Origin of the sequence: Nostoc sp. LEGE 12447 (assembly GCF_015206985.1) — a bacterium.
Lineage (GTDB): Bacteria > Cyanobacteriota > Cyanobacteriia > Cyanobacteriales > Nostocaceae > Nostoc.
On record NZ_JADEXT010000033.1, the window covers coordinates 1 to 26,118 of the forward strand.

Annotated in this window: 22 protein-coding genes and 2 pseudogenes; 15 read left to right on the top strand and 9 right to left on the bottom strand. The window is 39.8% G+C overall.

What is annotated here, in order from left to right; translation table 11 throughout:
• Nucleotides 1-127: 127 nt before the first annotated feature.
• From psbO to IQ274_RS36760, 5 genes and pseudogenes are all read left to right on the top strand, one after another.
• Nucleotides 128-370 (top strand): annotated as a pseudogene (psbO, locus tag IQ274_RS26200) (photosystem II manganese-stabilizing polypeptide); the annotation flags it as partial.
• 815 nt (nucleotides 371-1,185) lie between these two features.
• Nucleotides 1,186-1,962: an RNA polymerase sigma factor SigF gene (locus tag IQ274_RS26205; protein ID WP_163934369.1), complete on the top strand. Its 777-nt coding sequence runs from the start codon at nucleotides 1,186-1,188 to the stop codon at nucleotides 1,960-1,962.
• A 165-nt stretch (nucleotides 1,963-2,127) separates the two neighbouring features.
• A complete protein-coding gene (locus tag IQ274_RS26210) occupies nucleotides 2,128-2,982 on the top strand; it encodes a hypothetical protein (protein ID WP_163934367.1) in 855 nt (284 codons plus the stop codon).
• A 2-nt stretch (nucleotides 2,983-2,984) separates the two neighbouring features.
• The gene (locus tag IQ274_RS26215) at nucleotides 2,985-3,236 is read left to right on the top strand and encodes a hypothetical protein (RefSeq protein WP_163934365.1); all 252 of its coding nucleotides are present in this window, start codon (nucleotides 2,985-2,987) and stop codon (nucleotides 3,234-3,236) included.
• A gap of 469 nt (nucleotides 3,237-3,705) precedes the next feature.
• Nucleotides 3,706-3,831 (top strand): annotated as a pseudogene (locus IQ274_RS36760) (ABC transporter ATP-binding protein); the annotation flags it as partial.
• 11 nt (nucleotides 3,832-3,842) lie between these two features.
• Here the strand turns inward: IQ274_RS36760 and IQ274_RS26220 are convergent.
• The gene (locus IQ274_RS26220; RefSeq protein WP_114086120.1) at nucleotides 3,843-4,523 is read right to left on the bottom strand and encodes a tetratricopeptide repeat protein; all 681 of its coding nucleotides are present in this window, start codon (nucleotides 4,521-4,523) and stop codon (nucleotides 3,843-3,845) included.
• A gap of 627 nt (nucleotides 4,524-5,150) precedes the next feature.
• On the opposite strand from IQ274_RS26220, the gene IQ274_RS26225 reads away from it, so the two are divergent.
• Both IQ274_RS26225 and IQ274_RS26230 read left to right on the top strand, forming a co-directional pair.
• Complete coding sequence (locus IQ274_RS26225; protein WP_094327544.1) at nucleotides 5,151-5,477, top strand: YbjQ family protein; 327 nt, start codon at nucleotides 5,151-5,153, stop codon at nucleotides 5,475-5,477.
• Nucleotides 5,478-5,835: 358 nt separating this feature from the next.
• A complete protein-coding gene (locus tag IQ274_RS26230) occupies nucleotides 5,836-6,468 on the top strand; it encodes a hypothetical protein (protein WP_163938379.1) in 633 nt (210 codons plus the stop codon).
• Between the two features lie 78 nt (nucleotides 6,469-6,546).
• On the opposite strand, the gene IQ274_RS26235 is transcribed toward IQ274_RS26230, so the two are convergent.
• Nucleotides 6,547-6,708, bottom strand: coding sequence for a hypothetical protein (locus IQ274_RS26235; protein ID WP_194143935.1), 162 nt, complete (start codon nucleotides 6,706-6,708; stop codon nucleotides 6,547-6,549).
• Between the two features lie 447 nt (nucleotides 6,709-7,155).
• On the opposite strand from IQ274_RS26235, the gene IQ274_RS26240 reads away from it, so the two are divergent.
• Nucleotides 7,156-7,485, top strand: coding sequence for a general stress protein (locus tag IQ274_RS26240; protein WP_163938383.1), 330 nt, complete (start codon nucleotides 7,156-7,158; stop codon nucleotides 7,483-7,485).
• A gap of 176 nt (nucleotides 7,486-7,661) precedes the next feature.
• On the opposite strand, the gene IQ274_RS26245 is transcribed toward IQ274_RS26240, so the two are convergent.
• Both IQ274_RS26245 and sufR read right to left on the bottom strand, forming a co-directional pair.
• Entirely contained in the window at nucleotides 7,662-7,922 is a 261-nt protein-coding gene (locus IQ274_RS26245) for a hypothetical protein (protein WP_012411123.1), read from the bottom strand.
• A gap of 58 nt (nucleotides 7,923-7,980) precedes the next feature.
• Nucleotides 7,981-8,664 (bottom strand): iron-sulfur cluster biosynthesis transcriptional regulator SufR, encoded by a 684-nt coding sequence (sufR, locus tag IQ274_RS26250; protein WP_163938386.1) that lies wholly within the window; start codon nucleotides 8,662-8,664, stop codon nucleotides 7,981-7,983.
• 250 nt (nucleotides 8,665-8,914) lie between these two features.
• On the opposite strand from sufR, the gene sufB reads away from it, so the two are divergent.
• From sufB to IQ274_RS26280, 6 genes are all read left to right on the top strand, one after another.
• Entirely contained in the window at nucleotides 8,915-10,354 is a 1,440-nt protein-coding gene (sufB, locus tag IQ274_RS26255; protein ID WP_109009508.1) for a Fe-S cluster assembly protein SufB, read from the top strand.
• A gap of 105 nt (nucleotides 10,355-10,459) precedes the next feature.
• Complete coding sequence (gene sufC / locus IQ274_RS26260; RefSeq protein ID WP_194143936.1) at nucleotides 10,460-11,251, top strand: Fe-S cluster assembly ATPase SufC; 792 nt, start codon at nucleotides 10,460-10,462, stop codon at nucleotides 11,249-11,251.
• Nucleotides 11,251-12,642 (top strand): Fe-S cluster assembly protein SufD, encoded by a 1,392-nt coding sequence (gene sufD, locus IQ274_RS26265; RefSeq protein ID WP_194143937.1) that lies wholly within the window; start codon nucleotides 11,251-11,253, stop codon nucleotides 12,640-12,642. The genes sufC and sufD overlap by 1 nt, the downstream gene beginning before the upstream one ends.
• Nucleotides 12,643-12,657: 15 nt before the next feature.
• Nucleotides 12,658-13,920 carry a cysteine desulfurase gene (locus IQ274_RS26270; RefSeq protein ID WP_194143938.1) on the top strand — a complete coding sequence of 421 codons (1,263 nt, stop codon included), beginning with the start codon at nucleotides 12,658-12,660 and terminating at the stop codon, nucleotides 13,918-13,920.
• Nucleotides 13,921-14,515: 595 nt separating this feature from the next.
• Nucleotides 14,516-16,750 (top strand): hypothetical protein, encoded by a 2,235-nt coding sequence (locus tag IQ274_RS26275; RefSeq protein WP_194143939.1) that lies wholly within the window; start codon nucleotides 14,516-14,518, stop codon nucleotides 16,748-16,750.
• A 13-nt stretch (nucleotides 16,751-16,763) separates the two neighbouring features.
• On the top strand, nucleotides 16,764-19,046 hold the full coding sequence (locus tag IQ274_RS26280) for a hypothetical protein (protein WP_194143940.1): 2,283 nt from the start codon (nucleotides 16,764-16,766) through the stop codon (nucleotides 19,044-19,046).
• A gap of 68 nt (nucleotides 19,047-19,114) precedes the next feature.
• Here IQ274_RS26280 and IQ274_RS26285 read toward each other — a convergent pair whose 3' ends face one another.
• From IQ274_RS26285 to IQ274_RS26305, 5 genes are all read right to left on the bottom strand, one after another.
• The gene (locus IQ274_RS26285; RefSeq protein ID WP_163934309.1) at nucleotides 19,115-20,317 is read right to left on the bottom strand and encodes an FtsW/RodA/SpoVE family cell cycle protein; all 1,203 of its coding nucleotides are present in this window, start codon (nucleotides 20,315-20,317) and stop codon (nucleotides 19,115-19,117) included.
• Between the two features lie 345 nt (nucleotides 20,318-20,662).
• Nucleotides 20,663-22,111: a sensor histidine kinase gene (locus IQ274_RS26290; protein ID WP_163934306.1), complete on the bottom strand. Its 1,449-nt coding sequence runs from the start codon at nucleotides 22,109-22,111 to the stop codon at nucleotides 20,663-20,665.
• A gap of 10 nt (nucleotides 22,112-22,121) precedes the next feature.
• Nucleotides 22,122-22,673: a heme NO-binding domain-containing protein gene (locus tag IQ274_RS26295; protein WP_163934303.1), complete on the bottom strand. Its 552-nt coding sequence runs from the start codon at nucleotides 22,671-22,673 to the stop codon at nucleotides 22,122-22,124.
• 300 nt (nucleotides 22,674-22,973) lie between these two features.
• Nucleotides 22,974-23,708, bottom strand: a complete 735-nt coding sequence (locus tag IQ274_RS26300) for a TenA family transcriptional regulator (RefSeq protein WP_194143941.1) — start codon at nucleotides 23,706-23,708, stop codon at nucleotides 22,974-22,976.
• Complete coding sequence (locus IQ274_RS26305) at nucleotides 23,705-24,472, bottom strand: class I SAM-dependent methyltransferase (protein WP_163934297.1); 768 nt, start codon at nucleotides 24,470-24,472, stop codon at nucleotides 23,705-23,707. The genes IQ274_RS26300 and IQ274_RS26305 overlap by 4 nt, the downstream gene beginning before the upstream one ends.
• Nucleotides 24,473-24,972: 500 nt before the next feature.
• On the opposite strand from IQ274_RS26305, the gene IQ274_RS26310 reads away from it, so the two are divergent.
• Complete coding sequence (locus tag IQ274_RS26310) at nucleotides 24,973-25,974, top strand: hypothetical protein (protein ID WP_194143942.1); 1,002 nt, start codon at nucleotides 24,973-24,975, stop codon at nucleotides 25,972-25,974.
• The last annotated feature ends 144 nt before the right edge of the window (nucleotides 25,975-26,118 follow it).

Genomic DNA, 26,118 nt, shown 5'->3' on the forward strand with positions numbered 1-26,118 from the left:
GCATAGATGAGGGGGAGAAAAGGGGTTGCCCTCGGCAACCCCTTTTCTCCCCCCTTAAAATGATTATCATTCTTGAGAAAACCTGTCTCTTGTTTTTCTTGGAATAATTTATTCTTTGGAAGTCCCTAATGCCGTCGCTCTCCCCGCCCAAGCCGATGATGAAGAACTTACCCGCACTAACGTCAAGCGTGCTGAAAATCTTAACGGTAAGATTTCTCTGCAAATCGCTAAAGTAGATAGTTCTAGTGGTGAAATTGCTGGTACTTTCGAGAGCGAACAGCCATCTGATACAGACTTAGGTGCTGGCGAACCAAAAGAAGTCAAGATTCGCGGTCTATTTTTTGCACGGGTTGAATCGACTCGTAGCTAAATTCTCTAGAGCTTAGATAACTGGCCTGGCATTCAGAACTACAATTCTGTAAACATCAGGTTTGATCGCAAAAGTTAACTTCTTTGCCCACATTTTCAGGGCTGTTTCATTCCTATAAAAGCCTTACAGAGACGAAAAGAGACAAGAGAAGAATTATTCCTTCCCTTGTCCCCAATTTTTCAAGAGGCTTTGAAAGAATGAAACAGCCCTGCCTTTTTTCAGGGTGGTACATAGGTTTCTGACAAGAGGGGAAAGTCTAAAGCCTAATATGCTTGGGTTAGTGATATTTTGCCCTGCAATATCTCCCCAGTACAACAAAGATCAATCTCGCACTTTGTTATGTTTGCTTGCGTAAATATACATACTATTTTTCAAATATTATTAGTTATTTTTAATTGTTAGCTGAATTTCGGTTGAATGGACACGTAATTTTACTGTAAATCAAACTTTTACTATCTAACAAAATTCTGACTATTGTTGTTTTATTTTTGGAAATTAGCTTCACCATTAATTAATTAAAGTTAAGTAAAATCTCGGTTTGATATTTAGTGATTAATTTTATATTTTATTTCTATGTAGTTCTAAAAATAGCTACAGATTATCCCAAAGATAAATAACAAACTAAATACCAACTTCACCCATTTAAATTTTGCGCGGTTGTCAAGCAATTCTATTGGGATTTTACCTAAAAAAAGTTGTTAATCCCATAGTAATTGCTATTACATATAGCGCGATATTTTGTTTAATATCGCACAATCGCAACTTAATTTAAAAGTGAGTAATTGATTGTTAATTTACTCAATAAGTACGGTGCTATGCCTACCACAGTCACCAATGAAATAAAACATGAAATTTGGCAGTTGTTGCGAGAATATCAGCAATCTCGGTCAGAAAATGTTCGCAACCAACTGGTAAAACTCAACTTTGGACTTGTGAGAAAAGAAGCTCACTACTGGACGAATCAATGTCATGAAACCTACGATGATTTGCTCCAGGTTGGATGTTTGGGTTTAATCAGAGCGATTGAAAAATTTGAACTTTCCAAGGGACATGCCTTTAGTTCCTATGCTCTTCCTTATATTCGGGGTGAAATTCAACACTATCTCCGAGATAAAGGTGTCACCGTGCGAATTCCTCGGAAGTGGTTAGCACTCCAACAGCAAGCAATAGGAGTGTCACGTTCTTGGCGTGAAAAGCATAATCGCCAACCAACAGATACCGAATTAGCAACAGCGCTAGAAATTTCTCCAAACGAATGGCAAGAAATTAAGTTAGCGTGGATAAATCGCGCTCCCTTGAGTCTTGATGTGCCAATCCAAGATGGAGAAGAAGGTTCTACTTGTTTGGGAGAATTGGTTCCCGATCCTCACTATCGCAGCTTTCAATTGGCACAAGAAGACCAACTTCGCTTGCAACAAGCATTGGTTCAACTCGAACAACGCACCCGTGATGTCTTGGAATGCGTATTTTTACAAGATTTGACACAAAAACAAGTTGCAGAACATCTCGGGATAAGTGTCGTGACAGTTTCCCGTAGAGTCAAGAAAGGTCTGGATTTGATGAAACAGCTGATGGGTGTAGCAGACGATTAACTGCAAATAAACTAAATCCGCAGTTATGCTGGGCTGTTAGTGTTAAAAATAACCCTTGAAATGTAAAAAATTAGGTTATAAAGGTAACATACTTTGCCTTTGATACAAATTTTAGGCATGTATATTTCCATTTTTCAATTTTCCAATGGCTTTTGAGAACAGCTCATGGGCAGAAATTCAAAAATTACAATTGCAGCTATTTTATCCTTAGCGATCGCTGGATGTGCTTCTGAAGATACACCACAAGCCGTCAATCCTGCGCCGATTCCTAAAATAGTAGCAAAGTCCACACCAACGGCTCAATCCTTTAAGAATCCAGTGATACTTGCCAAACAGGTTTCACAAGTTACTCCTGCATCTGCTAACTTGATTCAATCTACTAATGCTACAGAGCGGACACCGTTAATTCTAGTATCAAAAGAACGGACTGACCCATTTGCCCAAATTTTTGGGCAGACGGTTTCGGGAATGCCTAAAACATCTGGAACTGGAAAACCTGTTCCTATCTTGCCTAAGCTACCGACTGCATCGCTAGCAGGACAAAAACTTTCAACACCTCGCATAGCTTTAAATCAGAAGAAAAATATTGCTTCTGTACCAAAAAAAGTTAATTCTACTTTGACTTCAGTCTTACCTAAGGTTTTGCCTCAAGTTGTCCCCAACCCAACTTTAGTATCTGTGTTGCCACCAGCAGCACAACCTGAGTTAGCAAGGGCAGTTATTGTGACTGGTGTAGTTCTAATTAGTAAGGAACCGCAGGCAATTATCAAAGTACCAGATGAGCCGACGAGTCGCTATGTGCAAGCAGGACAGCGATTAGCAAATGGCGTACTGATTAAACGAATTGAAATGAATGGAGGCTCTAACCCGATTGTAATTCTCGAACAATTTGGTATCGAAGTTGCCAAAATGGTAGGGGAAGGGTCTGTCAACTCAACACCATCAGCTACATCTGCTAATGGCAATCCTATTTCAGTGGCAACGCCCTCCTCAAATCCTCTTAATGTTGGAGCTTCATAGAGATGGAGACTAAGGAAAAAATTGAATTCGCTGGTTGTCCTTTAGCTGTCTATAGAGAGATAGCAGCTCATTTACGTCAAGTTGAAGGGGTAGAAGTGGATTTAATTCCTCAATCATCCCAACAGTTTGATTACAATCAAAGTCAAATTGGTGGTTTGTCCATTTCGTGGACAGCGAATTCTGGTTCACAAAGTCAGCAACAAGTTAAGCAAATTTTGGCTTACTATCAAAATCGCTATATAAATCCTATTTGATTTGTGAAACCTATTTGATTTGTGAAAATTCAAGCCTCAGATTCCCGACTTCTTAGAGAAGTCGGGAATTTTGTTGTTCATAAATCAATACGGTTCAAAGCGCTACTTGTATAAAATCGTGGGTTTTTGAGACGCGATAAATAGCCGTCTCTACAAGTGTTTTGGTCTTATCTGAACTGTATTAGTTCATAAATGACCGAGTAGGACTATGGTGTATGACGACTTAATACCAATTATTTATTAAACTGCACAAAACCGAGCTTGGTGAAACTTGGGAATTTTGCCCCTTGTTTGGGAGCAACCTCAGAGAAAATCTGTATTAGTACTGAGGTTATGGCTGGAGGATGTTGAGCTAGCAGAAAAATGTAATGATTTGGTAAAAATCCTGTCTGGGAGTATGAAACGGAAAAGGTTTGTGATAAAGCAATTGGGTGTGTCTGAAGTGAGAAATGATAGTGTCCGTAGTTGAGAATATTTGTTTTTCCCATCTTTGGAAGCAGTAAATGTCTACTTAAATCAATAGCCCGATAAAACCGGAATGGTGGTGCGTCCCTCTAATCTGGAAGATATTTTTGTGGAATTAACGGGACGCTAGTTAGATTAACCTCATCCTCCTAACTGCCGCAGCATAGCTTCTACTCTGTCCACTCCTTGTAAGTCATTGCGCCGCTTGTACAAGTCGCGGGCTTTTTGAAGCAAGCTGTTGGCTTGTTTGGTTTGTCGTCGCTGTTTATACATCGAACCCATCAACTCATAAGTCTGGGCGTTGTTTTTATCCAAATCTATTGCTTGTTGATATGCCCAAGTAGCAGCATTATAGTCTCCCATACGAGATTGCGTCACAGCTAATCCTAAATAGGCGTTAACGTTATTACGGTTTAGCTGTATGGCCCTACGGTAGCCTTCTTTTGCCCCAGCGGTGTCTCCCAAATTGGCTTTGATGTAACCCACAGCGTAATAAAAATCACTGTTGTTAGGGTTGATGGCGATCGCACGACGATAAGAAGTTAGTGCTGCCTGGTAATTTCCCTGTTGAGCGTATAGGTAGCCAATACCTGAATGGATTTTAGCATTTTTAGGATCTAGACTAGCTGCTTGCTGATAAACTGCGATCGCACCACCATAATCGCCACTATCTACTAACCTCCGTCCTTCTTCTAGTAGTTGCTTTAATTGTGGGTTTTTGGCTTGCGCCACTAATACCTGAGCTTGAGCTACTGAAGGTATGGTGAAGGCAAAACATCCTAGTAACACCACACTAAACACGAATGATGTTGGCTTGTACACAGTAAATTTCCTGAAATTTTAGAGGACTTTTTTCTTGTACATTAAAACAAAAATATGGATTTTTGAAAACTGTATTTATTCGTATGAATTTAGATGTTAATAGTTCATTCACTGTTCCTTTACATTCAGCACTCCATAAGAGAGTTTTGACTGAAGGATGAGTATAAGCTATCAAAGATTAAATTAAGTTATCCTATATAAAACAGTACAACAGCAAAACGACACCTTTCTTAATCAGTATTTATACGCATTTTCTAAAAAATATTAATAGGCACTTAACTTAATCCTATATCTTGATAGGTCAAGCTTACAGGGTTTGGTATTCTATTTAATTCAATAATTTGCTGACTATATATAATTTTTAGTCTTTTATACTACTTTTTTAGAAGTCATCATCCCGGCATTAACATCCTTTTATGGTCATTACACGGTAAGATAAATTTGATCAGTCAAATGTTCCTTTAAGTCCTAGTTTTTGGTGAGGATAATACTAAAGCTGAAAGCGCAATCTCAAGTTGTGCGAGAGGATGTTTATTCAACCTATATTTTGTAATAAAAGTTACAATTTTCACACATTTGGATAAACATCTGAATAATCAATATGTATATTATTTAGGAGGTTAATTTATGATTATAACTACTACTGATGTAATTCAAGGAGCCGTGATTGAGTCATATTTAGGTATTGTGACAGCCGAAGTAGTCTACGGCAGCAATTTCTTACGGGATTTTTTGGCTGGTATTCGCGATATTATCGGTGGACGCACTGCTAGCTATGAGCGTCTATTTGAGCAGGGTCAACGCAAGGCATTAGAAGAATTAGAACAACGGGCACAACGTTTAGGAGCAAATGCTGTAATCGGGATTGAAATTGATACTGGCACAATTAATCTTGACCAATCAGGAGTTCTTTTGCTGATTACTGCCACAGGTACAGCTGTAAGGATGCGTTAGTTTTTATTGGCTATCTAAATTATTTTGTTATAACTTTAATAAGTATTACAAGCTTTTTTACTAAGTTAAAGCTCCAGTCAGATAGATTATTTTATTATGTCAGGAGATAAGTGTATTTTAATTTAAGTATTTTCCTGAATCATATCTAGAAAATTATTAAAAAATAAATACTAAAATTATTGGATTAAATATTGTTAAACAATTGTTAAACAAATTGGAATTTTATTACTAAAGATAGATTAAATAACTATTTCTATTGATAGATATAAAATTATATGATTTAGCTATTTAATTTTAAGCATAAAGATGAATATACCTCAGATAAAGTTTGCGGAAACAGTACTGGAGAACATAAACTATGTCATACGTAAATCGGACAGGTAATGAAGTTATTTCTACTGACCCTGTGGTAGCAGGGCGAGTAGCCGAGTATCATGACCTTGTTCGCTGGGGGCCGATTATTTCGGGTTTACTAGTATCTTTAGCTACTCAACTAATTTTAAGCGCTATAATTGGTGCGGTTGCAGCAGGCACAGTTGAAGGTTCAGGTGCGCCCAGATCAATTGCTCCTAACGCTGCGGGTAATGCAGGACTTTGGTCAACTATCGCTTTGCTAATATCCTTATTTACTGGTGGTTGGGTTACAGCCCGTGCTTGTGGACCAATGAACCGTAATACTGCTCTTCTTAATGGTGCAATTCTTTGGGCAACGACTTTGGCAGTTAGCTCATGGTTGCTAGCAAGTGGAGTATCTGGGGCTTTTGGTGTTGCTGCTTCTAACGCTGGAGAAGTTATAAACCAGGTACAACAGCAAGGTGGTGTTAATGTACCACGAGCAAATATAACTGCCCAACAAGCTCGTGATGCGGCTGCTAATTTGCGTTCGGGACTGTGGTGGTTTGTGTTTGGTTCTTTGTTGGGTTTAATAGCCTCAATGATTGGAGCCGTAACTGGAGCTCGTAGTCCTAGGGCTAACAGTTACAATCCTTAAATAGTTGTTCGACAAACAAAATTTTATCAACTTTAAAAGCACTTTTTTAAGGTGCTTTTTGTTTATTATTTAAGATTGCTATTTGTAGCATCCAATTGATTCTGCCGTTGCCAAAATACGACTATCAATTGCTTCTAAAATTTGGCTTAAACTTAAAACAGTAGCGATTGATGTTACTGGGAGGATATCAACAACTGTAACCAAACTTGCAAAAATAGTTTTTGCTCTGTACTCTGCCATTGGCTCAAGTTTTACAGCCGCAATATTGGTAATTGGCGAACTCTAGCTGGAATATAAGAAAAAACCTAATAAACGAATGTCTATCCAGATGCCTCAGGAGCATTGACAATTAATACTATGCTTTCTGTTCTAGTGGAATATTAATTTCATTTTCAAGATAATATTTTACTTTTACTACTTTATAAGACTACGCAATATTAACCAGATATTAAAAAAAAGTAATTCATTATTTCACTATTTTTTACATACTAAATTTATAAGTAAATAGCAACTTTCGTTGTATATCCGAAGTTGGATACTAGTATAGGATGTTTCGTACTAAAGGAGCATGAATCTATAATATTTGAGTAGCTAAATTAAAAAAGTCAATGTGTTAATACAAAACCTATATAGGGTTTTGTATTGCTAAAAAACCAAGAGTTTTAGTTAATTACAAGGAGTACTATCATGGCAGACACAAGCAAACGTGGTTTTGCTTCAATGGATGATGACAAGCAACGGGAAATAGCAAGTAAGGGCGGACAAGCTGCCCATGAGAAGGGTACCGCCCATGAATTTACATCTGAAGAAGCTCGTGAGGCTGGGCACAAAGGTGGTGAAGCAGTGAGTGAGGATAGAGAACACATGGCTGAAATCGGTCGTAAGGGTGGCAAGAAATCTCACAGTGGCGGTCGTAATCAAGATAGTGATGATGCTGATAGTGAAGAAAAAGGTACCCAAGGAGGCACGCCAGAACAACATGCTGAGGCTGGGCGGCAAAGTCACAAAAATAAATAGACTCATCGCCTAGCATTTAAAAGATTCTCACTTTAATATTGCGGTTTAGGATAATTTTCAACATATCCTATCTGTTAGTATCCCGCTTCTAAGCAACAATAATGTTTTTTAGATGCGGGATATCCTATATGAATATTTTTTCAAAGTCAATGAGATGCAAATTCTACTACTACAGATCACCACTTAAGATATGAACCTTCAATGCCCTCTTCACGGCGGATTTTACCATCTTTCTCAAACCAGGCTATTATTTGCTGTGCTGTCAAATCTTCAATAACAACACCATATTCTTGGGCGATATGTTTCAACAGCTTAAGTGATGAAATTGTCAATCTTGTTAAAAACTTTTCTGGGGAAGACAACAACGCTGCGTCTACTTTCGCTGACTCTTCCAGAGTTAAAAATTGTGCTGATGGTTGCTGTGTTGGTACATCCATAAACGCTATCTCAAATTTAGTTGATTATTAAAGAGGGGGTAGTAGTTTTCACAAATGACTAATGACGAACTTGTACTAAATAGCCACAACGATGTTCGCCATCGATAATCCAGTGGGTGCGCTCTACGGTACAATCTGGTAAGACGGCTGCAAACATTTCTAATTCGTGACCACAGATGCTGGGGAAAGACTCGGCAACGTTGGAAATGGCGCAGTTATGTTCCATTAAGATAAAGCGATCGCTCTCAAAGGAGTCACTGACATCAACGGGGTAACACTCCGCCATGAAGCCTTCCGCTTTTCTCAACTCTACTAAGTTGGCTACACGTTCTCGCAGTGAACCGTTACCGACGCGATCGCGATATTCTTTGGCTTTGCGCTGCCACTGTTTCTCTAAAATCGATTTAAATTGGTCATGTCCTACCGTTTCGGCTAAGGTGTCTAGCAGCGAAACCGCAAAATTTCCGCTTGCATCACCAAAGCGATCGCTCATTGTTCGATGCAAGCGATCGCGTCCTTGACGACTCAGTTCATAAAGATGCTGCGGCCGCCCCATCCCCGCCGCTTGCACTGATGTCGAATACAAAACTAGCTCCTCCGTCTCCAAATCTTTGAGATGGCGACGAATAGCTTGGGGGGTAACGTCTAAAACTTCAGCTAGCTCTAAAGCTGTTGCTTTTTCGTGTTTGTGCAGATACTCAAGGATATCTTGCTTGGTTGAGGACTGGTGGGTAGTCGCCATCTTCATGTGGTGCGAGACGTTTAGCGAACGCCCCAAAAATTTATTTGAAAATTTGACTTTGACAACATTGTTGTTGTTAATTTAGCGTAAAATGAAGATAGATTAAACAACATAGCTGTTGTTTTACTCTCCACCACTATTCTAGCAGCCGTGTAACCATTCCGTAACGGTAGATGGGAATCGGCTAAAGAAACCCCGTCTCCCATCCTTATAGAGAGATTCAAGTTCCGAACACGAGAGATTATTACTGATGAGTGCCACTGTCAAAACCTTAGTCAACCAACCCTACAAGTACGGCTTTGTCACCGATATCGAAGCCGACACTATTCCGCGTGGACTAGACGAGGACGTTATCCGCTTGATCTCCTCTAAGAAGAACGAGCCGCAGTTCATGCTGGACTTTCGCCTCAGAGCTTATCGCCAGTGGCAAAAAATGACGGAACCAACTTGGCCGAATGTCAAGTATCCGCCAATAAATTATCAGGATATTATTTACTACTCAGCGCCAAAACGTAAGAAAGAAAAACTAAACAGCTTGGACGAAGTTGATCCAACCCTTTTAGAAACCTTCGAGAAGTTAGGCATTTCCCTATCTGAACAGAAGCGGCTGGCAAATGTCGCCGTTGATGCAATTTTCGATAGCGTCTCTGTCGCCACTACATTTAAAGAAAAGCTAGCGGAAGATGGCGTTATTTTCTGTTCGTTTTCGGAAGCGTTGCAAGAACACCCAGAACTGATCAAAAAATATTTGGGTAGCGTTGTTCCCATAGCTGACAATTATTTTGCCGCATTGAACGCCGCCGTATTTAGCGATGGTTCTTTTGTCTATATTCCTAAAGGCGTGAAATGCCCAATGGAACTGTCTACCTACTTCCGCATCAACTCTGGTGACACGGGACAATTTGAGCGGACTTTGATTGTCGCCGAAGAAGGTAGTTATGTTTCTTACCTCGAAGGTTGCACCGCACCGATGTATGATAGCAACCAACTACACGCCGCAGTTGTGGAACTCGTCGCCCTCGACAACGCCGAAATTAAATACTCCACTGTGCAAAACTGGTACGCTGGAGATGCTAACGGTAAAGGCGGTATTTACAACTTTGTCACCAAGCGCGGTTTGTGTCAGGGCGTAAATTCCAAGATTTCCTGGACTCAAGTAGAAACAGGTTCGGCAATTACTTGGAAATATCCTAGCTGTGTGTTGGTGGGTGATAACTCTGTGGGTGAGTTTTACTCGGTGGCACTGACAAATCATCAGCAGCAAGCTGATACTGGCAGTAAGATGATTCACGTAGGTAAGAATACCCGCAGTACAATTATTTCTAAAGGAATCTCCGCAGGTAATTCTAGTAATAGCTATCGGGGTTTGGTGAAAGTCAATCCGACGGCGAAAGGGGCGAGAAATTATTCTCAGTGTGACTCAATGCTGATTGGGGATAATGCCCATGCCAACACTTTCCCTTATATTCAGGTGCAAAATAACGGTGCGAAGGTGGAGCATGAAGCTTCTACTTCTAAGATTGGGGAAGATCAGTTATTTTACTTTGCTCAACGGGGTATTTCTTCGGAAGATGCTATTTCGATGATGATTAGCGGTTTCTGTAAGGATGTTTTCAATCAGCTACCGATGGAGTTTGCTGTGGAAGCTGATAAGTTGTTGAGTTTGAAGTTGGAAGGCAGTGTTGGATAAATGGAAGCAAGGATAAACACAGGGACATCGGCGTTCTGTGTTTATCTTTTGAAAGAGTAACGAACCGCGAAGACGCTAAGAGCGCGAAGAGAGAAGGGAGAGAAAATGATTATTGAAAATAGTGAAGTTGTGCTGTCAGTACGGAATCTGACGGCTAATGTTGATGGGACACCGATTTTGAAAGGTGTGAATCTTGAGGTGCGATCGGGTGAAATTCATGCGATCATGGGGCCGAATGGTTCTGGTAAGAGTACCTTTTCTAAGGTGTTGGCTGGGCATCCGGCGTATGAGGTGACTGGCGGTGAGGTGATTTTCCAGGGACAGAATTTACTGGAGTTGGAACCGGAGGAACGCGCTAGAAGTGGTATATTTTTGGCGTTTCAGTATCCGTTAGAAATTCCTGGTGTGAGCAATTTGGATTTCTTGCGGGTGGCGTACAATTCCCGGCGTAAGGCGCAAGGTTTAGAAGAAATAGACGCTTTTGATTTTGACGATTTGATTGAGGAAAAGCTGGATGTGGTGAAGATGAATGCCAGTTTTCTCAGTCGGAGTTTGAATGAAGGGTTTTCTGGTGGCGAGAAGAAGCGGAATGAAATTCTGCAAATGGCGCTGCTGGAACCAAAGTTAGGAATTTTGGATGAAACTGATTCGGGTTTGGATATTGACGCGCTCCGAATTGTGGCGAATGGGGTAAATCAACTGGCAAGCCCAGACAATTCGACAATTTTGATTACTCACTATCAGCGATTACTTGATTATATTGTGCCTGATTTTGTGCATGTGATGGCACAAGGGCAGATTATTACGAGTGGTGGTAAAGAACTGGCGCTGGAATTAGAGTCTCGCGGTTATGACTGGGTGTTGGAAGAATTTGCAGCTGCTGAGGTAGGTGTGTAATGAATATTCAAGTATCTCCTAGTCCAATACCTAATTCAAATGCAGTTAGTTTGACATCGATGTTAGATAGAGATGATTATCTGACTGGGTTGTTAAATCAAGTAACAGCAACTAAAACAGAAGGTTGGTTGCAGGAATTACGCCAAAGTGCTGCAAATTGGGTACGTCACTCAATTATCCCGACTACCCGCGAGGAAGAATGGCGATTTACTGATTTGTCGTCTCTACGGCAAATTCAATTTAATTTTCAGCCAGGCGAGATATCAAATGCAGAGGGTACACCTTTATCGCTGCCAGAAGCACTAAAAAGTCGTTTAGTGTTTGTTAATGGCAAATTTGCACCTACTTTATCTGCAATTGCCAACTTACCACCTGGCGTTAAGGTGAGTAATTTAGCTAGCTTGTCTGCGCATAATCGTGAGCATTTAAAACAGTATTTAGCTCAAACAGAAGGAGCGCAAGAAGTATTTACCGCGCTCAATACTGCTGGCATAAATGATGTAGCGGTAGTGTGGGTTTCCAAAAATGTAGAAGTGGAAACGCCAATTCATTTACAGTTCGTAACTGTGGCTGAACCTTCAATTTTTTCTCTACCGCGTTGTTTGGTAGTAGCTGAGGCTGGAAGCAGTCTTATTTTACTTGAAGAGTATACAACTCCTTCAGGTCTTGTAGGCAATTTTGTAGAGAATACCACACCAGAATTTGTTGGCTTTACTAACGCGGTAACGGAAATTTGGTTGGGAGAAAATGCTCAGGTAAATCACACTCGCATTCAATGCGAATATCTGGCCGATTTTCATATAGGTAAAACTGCTGTAACCCAAGCTCGTGATAGTCGATATACTTGTCATGCCATAACTTTAGGCGCAAAGTTGTCACGGCACAATTTAGAAATTTTGCAAACTGGTGAGCAGACACAAACTACTCTCAATGGTTTGACGATAATTTCTGGTAAGCAGTTGTCTGATACTCACAGTGCGATCGCACTCAATTATCCCCACGGTACAAGTGACCAATTGCATAAATGTATTGTAGGCGATCGCGCTCATGCGGTGTTCAATGGTAAAGTTTTTGTACCCAAACTAGCGCAGTTAACAAATGCATCCCAGTTGAATCGCAATTTGCTGCTATCGTCTAAAGCCAGAGTTGATACCAAACCCCAATTGGAAATTACAGCAGATAATGTCAAATGCGCTCACGGTGCTACTGTTAGCCAATTAGAAGATGACGAAATATTCTATCTGCAAAGTCGGGGAATTGATGAAAACGATGCTCGGAAGTTGTTAATTAACGCCTTTGCTGCTGAAGTTATCAACCAAATACCGATTCCCTCTCTGCGAGAAATCCTTTTAAACACAGTAAATAATCTCAAGTCCCTGACTAATGAGTAATAACGTAATCTACCAATGACTTTTACTCCTACCAAAACCCTTGCTGATAAACTTCGCGCTGACTTCCCGATATTGCATCAGGAAGTCAACGAGAAACCCTTGGTTTATCTCGATAATGCAGCGACATCGCAAAAGCCTTTGTTCGTATTAAATACCCTGCGGGATTATTACGAGAAATATAATGCTAACGTGCATCGAGGTGCCCATTCTCTGAGTGCTAAAGCTACTGATGCTTATGAAGGTGCTAGAGATAAAGTTGCCAAATTCATCAATGCTGCATCGCGTCAGGAAATCGTCTACACCCGCAACGCAAGTGAGGCGATTAACCTAGTAGCTTATAGCTGGGGAATGAACAATTTACAGCCGGGAGATGAAATTATTCTCTCGGTGATGGAACACCACAGTAATATTGTGCCTTGGCAATTGGTGGCACAAAAAACGGGTGCAGTACTGAAATTCGTAGAATTAACACCAGAAGAAACTTTTGATTTGGAACAGTTTAAAAAGCTGATTTCCGAAAAAACAAAGTTAGTTTCGGTGGTGCATATTTCTAATACTTTGGGTTGCATTAACCCAGTGTCAGAAATTGGTGCGATCGCTCACAGCTACGGTGCTAAATTCTTAGTTGATGCTTGCCAAAGTGTTCCTCATTACCCTGTTGATGTACAAAAAATAGATTGTGATTGGTTGGTAGCATCTGGTCATAAAATGTGCGCTCCAACTGGGATAGGATTTCTGTATGGCAAGTTAGAATTGCTAGAATCAATGCCACCATTTTTTGGTGGTGGTGAGATGATTGCAGAGGTGTATTTAGACCATTCTACTTATGCAGAATTACCGCATAAATTTGAAGCTGGTACACCTGCAATTGGAGAAGCGATCGCACTTGGTGCTGCGATCGATTATCTTAGCAGTATCGGCATGGATAAAATCCACGCCTACGAAGCAGAATTAACCGCTTATTTGTTCCAACAATTAGAGCAAATTCCCCAAATTAGAATTTACGGCCCCAAACCAAATGCGAAAGGTGAAGGTAGAGCCGCTCTTGCGTCATTCACCGCCGGGGAAGTCCACGCTAACGACTTATCTACATTATTAGATCAAGAAGGCGTTGCCATCCGTTCTGGACACCACTGCACTCAACCATTACACCGTTACTTAGGTCTTGCTGCAACCGCACGAGCAAGTCTATCTTTCTACAATACCCGTGAGGAAATTGATATTTTCATCAAAGCACTGAAAGAAACTCTCGACTTTTTTGCAGGTTTCCTTGCTTAAAGTTACAAAATATTCAGATACTAATTGTGCCAAATATCAGCAAAATATCTTGCTAATATTTGGCACAATTTAATTATCTGGATTATTTATAGGAGAAACTAAGGTTTTCGAAACTTCTTTTCTTGGTCAAATGGTTGAAATTGACTTGAGCAAATATTATATTGTAAATAGTTAAAATTATACTAAAAGCTTTACGTATTATATTAATAATCATTCAGTCAATCATAGCAAGTTTCTACTTTTGTAAAGCAATAATAAGTATGTATTTTTGCTGAGTTATTAAATAAACATTTGGTATGGGTACTAAAAATCAGTTTTTGTGGTAGTTTTATCAGAAACACCCAATTTTTCGCCCATAAACTTGGGTTATCAAGCTTTATTGGGAATTGCGACAGATATCCAATTGATAAATTTCTATTTGAATATACTATATAGCTTTTATGAAAATGACTTTTATCAATTGAGAAATTTATTACACAATATTGAATATATACATTTGAATAATCAAACCAAAAAACGATTGTCACTTTTTCGCAGATATTAATTTTTTAATAGTATTAGTCATGGAAAATAATAAAATAGTATAAATAATAGCATGGAAAAAAGTGTTATTAATGCCAGCCTTTCTACTCAGAACCTAACTTTTCGTCCAGGTGATACTCCTGTATCATTTGAGGTAACTGTTAATAATGACAGCGATCGCTTTGTCAATTTTCAGGTAGAAATTACCGCCGCCGGAGAAACCCGGAACACTGGATACCGATGGTATCGACTCGAACCAGAGGTAGCAGCAGCTAAACCACCAGGAAGCAGTACCATATTTCAAGTCTTCATATTTAATACACCCATTCCAGGATTTGTCGGTACTGTCAACCTGATGGTGAATATTTTTTCGCCGCAATTAGCACAACAGTGCAGACTTGTGCTACGTCTGAAAATCGAACGAGATAACAGACCAACACACTTAAGTGTCGAATTGCCTGTGCGAGAGTTCCAAGTTTATCCCCGCAATTCAGTAGATATACCAGTGCGGGTGCGGAACTTGGGGCAACAACCAACTGATGTGGGGCTACGTTTTACAGGCGTTGATCCATCCTGGCTAACAGGTAGTGCAGAACGCCGATTATCTTTAGATCCAGGTGGATTAGCAGAAGCCACATTTCAATGTCAACCTCCTTCTGTAGTGCAAGCGCCCAGTCAAAATTACCCTTTTACTATTGAAGCTGTTAGCAATAATGGTTATCCAACCAGTGCTGAAGGCAACATTGAAGTCTTACCAGTAGGTTTTATAGACTTTACCACCACTGAAAAACACCTCAAAACTCCTAGTAAATCGGCATGGTTGCCTGACTGGAAATCTGATACAGCTTCCTTTGAATTACTATTTAAAAACGCTAGCAACCTCAACCAGCAAATTAATGTCCAGGTACAGGGTAGAGACTGGCGAAAATGTACTTTCAAAAAGCTTCCTGAAAATGCCAATCTCCATTTAGGAGAGACAAGTAAGGTCATCCTTGATGTTAAAACAAAACGCCCTTGGGTCGGAATCGGTAAAACTCTTTTATTAGAGGCTAAATCTGAATTATCCGACCAACGTTTAGGGAGTACAGACCCTGCCACGCAGACATTAGAAGTTGAGGCTCTACCAATTATACCTCTATGGCTACAGCTAGCTGCGATCGCACTCTTAGCTGCACTCCTAGCATTAATACTGCAACCAAGAGATATAATGCATACACGTTCTGTAAACTCAATACGCTTTAGTGGTATTGGTTTATCTGTGGTCAGTGGCTCAGATGATTGCACATTAAGACTTTGGAGAATTGCTGCTGACAGCTTGAACCCCGATGACACAGTAACATACGCTGGGCAACCCGTAGCTTGTGACCAACGGCAACAGCCTAAAGGTTTAATGGCGATTACTGATGATGCTGTAGAAGTCTTACGCTTCATGCCATTACAAAATGATCGTGTTGCCGTTGGTCTCGATAATGGTGTAATTGAACTTAGAGATGTACCATCAGGTTTAAAGATTAGCGAACTTCAAGACTTTAAAGATCCTAAAGCAAAAGGCGATCGCGTCTTTGACCTAGCTTTCACTTCAAACTCACTTAACTTATTCAGTGGCTATGGCAGTGGTAAAGTTAGAGTATGGTCAAGATCAGCGCCTAACAGCGATTTTCTGCCAGAACCGCAAGTTATCGACGTACAAAGTACATTGAAACTATCAGGTTTCCAAGTCCGGGCATTAAATCTCAGCCCAGATGCTAAAACTCTAGTAATTGCCGGAAACTTTAAGCGTTTTATCTTGTGGCAGTGGAACCCAACTCAATCCGATAAAAAATTCCCAAGTTTATCAGTGCAAAATCTAGAAAAACTAGACCCATTAGTTGGGCGTGAAGACTATATTTGGGGATTGGCTTTTGTTCCTAACTCCACAGAAAAAATACTAGCAACTTCCGATTCTGCGGGATTCATTACGATTTGGAATTTGAATCAGTGCCAAACTCTCAAAAATCCCAATCCGCAGGAAAAAGTTAATGAACTCAATTGTTCGCCAATAGATCGCTGGCCAGCATCAAAAACATCTGTGCGTAGTCTAGCATTTAGTGATGATGGTGGTTTGCTAGTAAGTGGTGGCGATGATGGACGAGTGGTGCTTTGGTACTTAACTCCCGAACATAAGCTCGACAAAATAAAAGCAGCAGAAGGTAAAACAATTTATCAAAGCGCTAAAAAAATCAATAGTATCGATTTGAAAACTAATCAAGGAACCATGATTGTTAGTGGTGGTGAAGATTTTCAAGTCAAACTACACCGCATCAAATAAGAGAGTCAATGACATGCAAGCTAAATTCAATCCACTGCAAGTTATTATCAACCCACCTGGAATTCAATTTGGAATGCCAGGAGATACCATTGAACTCTATGTTGTTGTAATCAATCAAGGAGACCAAGATGCGGTTATTGACTTACATTTTGTTTTTGACGAAGTATTTCAAAATTTAACCGGTTGGTCTAGTTCTCCCAGAGAAAGTTTAGCATTAGCTTCCCAACAGAATAGCGACGAAGTAAAATTTGAGTTTCAAATTGCCGCAAACACTCTTCCCGGAACCTATGACTATACATTAGTCGTAGATTCACCTCTACATTATCCTCAAGATACACCCATAACCTTCCCAAACCAAATTAAGGTTCTGCTACAAGAACAGACTGCAATTCGGGTGAATGACCCGACATTTTCCATTAGACCTAACACCAACCCCAACAAGCCGCTAATTTTCAATCCTAGTGAGCCTCTGCAAGTAGAGGTTATAGTTGATAATCGCTCTTATCTTGTCGATAGGTTCCGTTTGAGTTGTCCCGACTTAGACGAAGACTGGTTCACAATTAATTACCCCGCAAGTGGATACGAGGGTTCTGGATTGGTGTCGGAAGCTACTGCCCTAGAACTCAACCCTGGCACTAAAGGTCAAATATTGTTGAAATTTCACCCACCTGGAGATACACTCGCAGGAAGCTATTCTCCGACAATCCGCTTGTATTCGGAGAACTCTCCCGATTTAGTACTGCTAGACTTGGTGTACATTCAAATTCCGACAAATTATCGCTTAGATATAGAACTTCATACGATTTTGGGACAAGTTAGCCGTAGTCTAGGCAAATATGAATTATCACTAGCAAACCAGGGTAATATTGTCCGCGAACTGATATTAAGCTTAAAAAGTCGAGACGAAGAAGAACTATATACTTACAAATTTGATCCGACTGAAATAAGATTATTACCGAATAGAAGTGCTGTGGCCAACTTGACGGTCAAACCCAGACCTTGGTGGCGTAAACCGTGGTTTGGGGCAGGGTTAGTGGTTAACTTTCAACTCGACATCAAAGACCAAAAAAATTTACCCCTACCTAACACATTGCCTCAAGGCAGCTTGGTATGGAAACCCCGTCCTTTGTGGCAATTTATTCTGTTAATTTTGGCAATTTTGGGATTATTAGGAGGAATAGGATTTATCCTTTGGCGAATTTTAAATCCCGATCCTTTGAAATTAGAAAATTTTAGTGCAAAAGACTCTCAAATTACTGAAGGTGATGAGGTTGCTTTGAACTGGGAGATTCACCACTATAAACAATTGCAAAAGTTGGTTCTGACGGCTAAAGGTTCCCAACCCATTGAGCCTATTATTTATGACTTTAGCAATGGCATTCCTGAAGCACTGGGTAAGGGAAGTACACCTCTTTGTCAGATACAAGAAAGACAAGAGCTTATTTGTAGTAACGTCAAAACTGGAGTGAAAACAAAAGGAAATTACACTTTTCAGTTACAAGCCTCTTATCAAAATGGTATACAATTATTTTCTCGAACTAATCAAGTAGCAACCCAAACAACCCAAGTAGAAATAGCTGAGAAACCAATTGCTGAAGTTGTTCATTTTCAAACAGATAAACCACAGTATACAAAAGGTCAAAATATTCTTTTAAGTTGGACTATCGCACGTCCATTACTGCTGCAACAAATTCAAATTGGTGGCAGTGCAGATGATGAAACATCTTACGGCGAACCAATTACTTATAAAATTAATCAAGGTAATCTTACAGACCCTAAGCTTAAAAAGCTATGTACACAACAAAATCAAGAGCTACGATGTATAAATATTCCTATACCTGCATATAAAGCAGGAAAATTTGCCTTTCAAATCAAAGCTTTTTCTAATGGAAGTCAAAAAACTAGTTTTAAAAAGACTGAATCTAAAATAGAAATTTTACCAAAACCATTTAGGATTGTTTCTTTCACAATCAACGGTAGCGATCAACCAAATCTGGTTCTCAATGAAGGAACAACTGCTACCCTAAGTTGGAGAGTAGAAGGGGAAAAAGAAAATATTCAAGTTAAACTTTTGCCATACGGCGATGAAGTTGCATTAAGTGACTCAAAGCAGTTTCCAGTTAATCTAGCCTTCCCACCTCAAATCACGCTGCAAGTTAATGATATATCTAATAAGCAACCACCCCAGCAAAAAGGATTTGTAATCACAGTCCTCAAAAAAGTAGTACCTACTCCTATACCTAGCATTAACCCAATTCCACCTAACCCATTTCAAAGCCCCTTACCTCTCAGGTAAATTTTATCAGGCTCTTAGGCACATTCTAAATAGGCTGTGAAAGGTTGCTTGCCCTATTTCCAACTAACTCAATTCTTATTTTTCTGAAAACCTCGATGTCTTCGCCCATTTTGAAACAGGGGTTTTCGTAACGGTACTACCTCAGCTTCATTACTCTCGCGTGCTACCCGAATCAGCAACCCAGCAGCTATTAAGCTAGCAATCATAGAATTACCACCATAACTAAACATGGGTAAAGGTAAGCCTGTAGTTGGTAGAGAACCTGTAGCCACACCAATATGGAGCAGTGATTGTCCTATCATCAAAATCGTCACGCCGATCGCTACTAATCGATGCACTATATTTTTAGCCTTCAGCGCCACAATTAATCCGAGGGTGGCGAATGTAGCTAAAAGTGCTAACAACACCATACTGCCAACAAAGCCAAACTCCTCAGCGAACACGGCAAAAATAAAATCGGTATCCTGAATGGGTAAATAAAACAGTTTTTGTTGAGAAAGCCCAAACCCGGCTCCCCAAGTCTTACCAGAACCCACAGCTAGTAGACTTTGCACCAACTGGTAGCCATCTCCTGTAGCATCGGCCCAAGGATTGAGGAATGACATCACCCGCTTACGCTGATACTCTTTTATGCTAATACTGAGTATCGCCAACATTACTCCGCCAATTGCTGTTCCTCCCAGGTACTTGTAAGGTAAGCCAGCCGCGAGAGCAATTAGCCAAATAGTCATACCGCAAAGTGCTGTTGTACTTAAGTTGGGCTGGGCAAGAATTCCTAAAAGTACCAAACCAAAAATACCCAACCAAGCAAAGCGAACCCGCCAACTGATACGTTCCCACTGACCAAAAAGCCGCGCACTTTGCAGCACCAAAAAGGGTTTAATTAATTCTGAAGGTTGAATAGGAATTGGCCCGATCGCAATCCAACGGGCTGCGTCAAAAGCCTTTTTTCCCAATCCTGGGATTAGTGTGACGAAAATTAATGCCAAAAACAGCAACAAAAACCAATGGGATACTCCCAAAATTTTCTGCAACGGCAAATTAACAATAATATTAAATCCGATTAAAGAAACTAAGACCCAAAGTAGTTGACGCTTAAAGTAGTACAGTCCATCACTCTGACGTGCGTCAGCGACGGGATAGGATGCTGAAAATAGCATTATCAAGCCGACAAACAGCCAAATCAAAGTTAACCAGCGCAACAAACGCGCTTCTAGTGCCCAGTTGGAGACTGAACTATCAAAAATTGGAATCAGGCGGCGTAGATTCACGAGCAGTACAGGTAAAAAGTTAGGAATTAGGAGTTAGAAATAAAACTCATAAATCATAACTTATAACTCATAAGTAAGCTTTGCAACCATAAATCTTAGAGTTGTTAACTTCAATACACCGTTAGTTAAATATTTTTGACAAATTTGGTTGGCTATGAATGCCATACCCTTAGACGAAACAAGCTATGCTTACCATCCCATAGAGATGGCATCACTACACGTAAACTAAAACAATATTTTATACATTAAACGCAGTAGTTTTAAAAACAATTGAGAATTCAGAGAGTTAAAAAATAAATGGTTAGTGCTTCTCTCCCAGTGCAAGCATTTCTTAATTCTCATAATTCATAAAACATAACTCAACGATTTGACGCAATCAACTGCTTGTGTGTCCATAGAGAGGGGAATTTCAATCCAGAATTCAGTGCCCTGCCCGGGTTCTGATACACATTTCAGTGTTCCCCCATGTTTTTCAACTACAATTTGATAGCTAATTGACAAACCTAGTCCTGTACCCTTACCCACAGGCTTAGTTGTGAAAAATGGATCAAACAGTCGTTCCTTAACTGCTTCTGTCATTCCTGAACCATTATCAGCAATTCGGATAACACAGTTCGTTTCAATGACTTCTGTAATAATTGTAATTATATTCGGACTGGCAAGAATTTCTGCGATCGCGCGTTTATCGTTATGGCTTTCGAGTGCATCGATGGCATTACTGATAATATTCATGAACACTTGATTGAGTTGTCCGGCGTAGCAATCTACCAAAGGCAAGTTTCCATAGTTTTTAACTACTTTGATCTCAGGATGATCTACGCTATTCTTAAACCGATTCTGTAAAATCAGCAAGGTACTATCTAGTCCGTGGTGAATATCAACCTTTTTCATTCCTGCTTCATCAAGACGAGAGAAGTTCCGCAGAGACAAGACAATTTCAGAGATCCTTTCGGCTCCTACTTGCATCGAATCTAAAATTTTGGGCAAATCATCTAGTAAAAAATCTAATTCGATTTCATTAATGCATTCTTTAATTTCTGGCACAGGATTGGCATAAAATTGCTGGTAAAGAAGCACAAGCTTTAGCAAACACTGTGTATAATCTTTTGTATATTTTAAATTCCCGTAAATAAAGTTAACGGGGTTGTTAATTTCGTGAGCAACTCCTGCAACCAACTGCCCAAGGCTGGACATTTTCTCAGCCTGAACCAATTGGGCTTGAGTTTGCTGTAGCTCCCGGAGGGATTTTTCCAATCTTTTAGCCTGAGCCTCAGCAATTTCCGCTAGATTCTCCTTAATTTGCAGCGCACTCCGCAGTTGTGCCCTTTGTTGTTTCAGTTCGCTTGTTAACTTTTTGGCATCACCCAAAGCGGTGTTTTGAGATTGTAGTAAAAACAGAAAATCAACTATTGGGTCGTGAATCGCAAAGTCTTTGAGTTTGATACCCAAAGGAGCCAAGCTAGTTGTATCTGTAATCCAGGGAGAACCTAAAAAAAATATTACCTCCTCCTCTGGTTGATACATCATCTGACCCTTGAGCTGCATTCCATTGTGAAGAAACTCTAAAATAAATAGGGCACGAGGCTGCTTACTAATAGCATCAAAATCAATCAGAATCTTTGGACGGTTAATTTGAAAATGTTGCTCAATCAATTTACCAACTAATGGCTCAGGACTAATGCGTCCCAAGACCTCACCAGTTTGTACAATTTCACGATTACGGCTAAATGCAAAGTGGAAGGGAAAAGCTTTCGCCAATAACTCTGGTGAAAGCGTAAGGTGAGGAGGAGCCATGCTGCTACACTCAATTTGGTTTATAAATCACTAAAAATTCATCATGTTCAGCACCTTCATCCCGATTCTGGGTTTGGGTAATATGAACTTCTGTATCAAACCTTGTTCCCAATCCTTTGATTAGACCAATAACCATTGGAGTTAGCCCTTCTCGATCAGAACGATAGTGTAAACTTAGAGAATTTTCCTCCATATCAGTACACTCAAATGATGGGGGCTGGAGTTTAGGAAAGCTAACTCCTACACGAGCATGAAGATTGTCGAGGTTTTCTAAAAACTCAGGCAATGTATCTCCACTCATGTCCAGCATTTCACCATAGCCTTCTTGGGCTGTGTACTGAACCCAGAATTCCCCAAAGGCTTGCATAATTTGTTTGGGAGATAAACTTAGAACGACACTAGCTGCTTTTACCAACTTGTGGGTGATGTCATCGGGATAGCCTTCCATACTGAGGAAAACATCTATGTCCACCTCTGCTTTGTGCTTAATTTGTTTCCAAGTCTCTTCGCCAAAACGACTGCATACCATGTCTTGAATCGCCTTGTTCACTAAACCGTACATGGAAGCCTCCTGATGACTACACCTAATTTTGCTTTGTGAATTTGCCCAAGACTCGACAACTAATTTCTTAAAAAGATTATTTTAATGACAAAATTTTCTGTAGTTATACTTTGAAAATGCTTTATTTACAGATTTAAAATCCCAAAAAAACAAGTAAAACTGTTTGTATTCTAATGCTACAAATCCTCATTGCTACAACCGTATTTTTACTTATTGCTTTGCTAGTTTTGAGGATTTGTAGTAAGGACTTTAGTGCTTACTACAAACTTGTTTACCCATCAATTTAAACTTGACACAATACTACAGCAATGCATCAAAATGCACCCATGAATCAGGATACAAGCTGTATTTAGAGATTTGACGCTGAATTCCATTAAAAAATTGGACACGCGCATCCATAGCTTCTACAATAGCCAGTTTTACCTTGATATCCTCCTCATTCATGGTAATTCGAGGTTCAATCACTGCTGCTAGCTTTGCTGCATGACTATCATCTACATCAATATGGACTTCAAAAAAGATCAGGGCTTCTTTGGGTAAGGGAGTAGCACCAATAATTCCTTTATATAGTTGCGTGTAGAGTGAGCTAACAATCCCTTCGGAAGCATAACAGACAGCACCCAGTGCAGCTAAGTAGCCATATTTATGTGGTATCTGCAAGTAAGTTTCAATCAGGGCACAAGTTTCAGGTGCAGTGGGTAGTGCTGCCAAAGTTTCGTCGTCGATACCAAGGGCGCGGGTAAATTGACGAAACAACTCTGGGTGGGACTGAGTTATATCTCCTTGTCCCATTTCGTCAAAGAGGTTTTCTAAGATGACTAACTGACTACTTTCATCTTCGCAACAAGATAAGATGCTAGCTAAAATCCGATTAAATTCTTTGGAGAATTTGTACATCTGAACAGCTAGTATCTGTACGTCTGGTAAAAATAAATTTCCAGTTCGACAACGGATTAGGAATTCATGGCTCCATAGAGGATGATTAACCGTTATTTCACGGAAGGAATTTATCACTAAAGAAGATGTCTGTGTCATCGTAATATTTGTAGGGCTAGATGAAGTGGTTGGTCAAGTAAGGGGCTAAAAAATGATTTGTCTACTGCGATATGTTCTGAAGTTACACGCAATTCCTGTAAAATTGGCATAGTATTAAAGCCACCAATTCTAAGGGCATTAAAATAATCTTCAAGAGTTTTGTGAATCAATTGGACATTTAACCAGGAGCCATCTCGTTTCCAAATACGACCAGGAAACTGCTGATCTCGCTTACTGAAATAGCCTGCACCCTCAACTTGAAAATAAAACGGATATGCTGCCTCCCGCATATATGGAAAAGATGGATGGGGAACGCTAAATACAAATCGACCGCCGGGACGAAGAATGCGTGCAACTTCTGCCATACATTCTTGGGTTTGAGAAATTGTCAAATAGTTAAATAGAAATACTGCAACAACTAAGTCAATTTCGCCATCATCAAACTGCTTGAGATTGGTAGCACATCCTACTTCGTAGCTAATACTTAAAGGATGTTCTACTTCTTGCAACTTTGCGGCTTCAATCATGCCTTGGGAAAGGTCTATTCCATATACTTGTGCAGCACCACGCCTATGTAATTCTCGACTGCAATAACCTTCTCCACAACCTATATCAACTACTCGCAGTCCACTAACAGGCTCACAAAGCTCTAGTACAGAAGGGCGTGCTGTAAAGTCTGAGAGAGAACTAGGTTCTCCTCTAATCCAGTCTGATGCTGTGTGATTGTATAAGTTTATAGTTGAGTCTTTGTGATTATTTGACATTTTTAACTATCTATTTATATTAGATTTATGTTGCTTTTAACCAATCGGAGTTTAGTAAGAATTAAATACTGTATATGTTTTAACATTTTGCTAATTTAATGCTAATGTTGATTTTACTGATTTTTGTTTTCTGGTTAATTTTGTGTTAAAAAAGCATAGGTTTCAAGATATAACCTAGTTCAAATATTCTAAACTTTTTAATTTCTTTAAATATAAAAAGTTTAATATAATTAGGCTTCATGAAGTTTTCGGAATACTTAGTTAATGCCTATTTCACACATAAATACTTTGAGGTTTAAACCTTACCTTTACATATACTTTACTAATCTGGTTAAAATTAACTCTTTAAATCAAGATAAAAAATAGAAAGTAAACAGTATATTTTACGAAGTATAAGGAGAATAATCTTGTTAGGTTGTAATAGTCAGATCGTTTTTAAAATGAAATGGCTTGGGATGTATGAGTGATTTAAATAATTTAGAATAACCTTGGAAGAGATCATGTTAGAAGAACTGTTAGCCAAGTCAGTAGTGGGCGATCGCGTAGAATACGATCGGGCGATCGCATACTCTCAACTTGGAGATCGACTCTTTGATGAGCTTGCTGATAAAATTGCTACAAGACGACAGTACCGATTATTGTTTGAACACACATTAAAGGCTGAGTTGTTCCAGCAGATCCGCATTGCTGCTGCTGGTTATATTTCAGCGTGTCTGAATAGTCACATAATTCTTTCAGAAGCTGAAATGCTGGAACGACTATTGGAAGCAAGAAATACATTACCGAACTACACCGGTACTGGTCTTTTGATGCCCAAGCGAGAACATACTTTAGCATTTAACCTCTTTCAAAAAAGTGTAGCTGAGGCTTTCTACCAACTAGGAGCAAATGAACTGATTGATGCAGTAGATTTACCAGTCAATCTCCGCATAGTTTATGGTAAAATTGATGCAAAAAAATTGAGTTTGCCCTTCGCTAGCTCAAAATGCCATAGTGATGTCTGGGCAGGTGTTGCTGCTGATGCGACTGTAGTAGTTCTGCCACTATTTGGCGACATCGATAATATAACCATTGAAGCAGGTGAGATGCCGCGCGAGATTGAACTACAGTCTATGCAAGTGATGTCAGACTTCGATGAAGGCCGGGATGTTCCAATGGTTGTCTCCTATACAGAAGCACAACTGCAACATGGCACGATGTACTTTAATGATGCTCGTGGATTGCACCAAACAGTAAGAAGGAAAACTGAAGGTCTAAGAATTTCTGTAGATTTCCGGTTTCGGAGGAAATTCAATGAAGCCTACCGGTTAATGGTAGCACCTAGTCTTGGTGGTGTTGAAGAAGATATGAGCGTGCCTTATGAAGACTGGCTAAAAGTTGGTCAAGAAACGCTAATTGTGTTTGATGAAAGTTGTGAACAAGCCAGGAAAAAACAGAATTCTGGCGCTCCAGTTCCGCTATATACTCGTGGTTATCGCCTTATAGAAATGTTCAACTCTTAACTTTCAGAAATATAAGTAGGGCTTGCTGAATAAGTCTCTCAAGCAAATCTAGAAGCTACACATCTGACAAAATAGTTGTTTCATCGCTCAGTTTCCAAATTTACCCAGCGATCGCTAGCGATTGTGCAAGGGTTTTGAGACTCT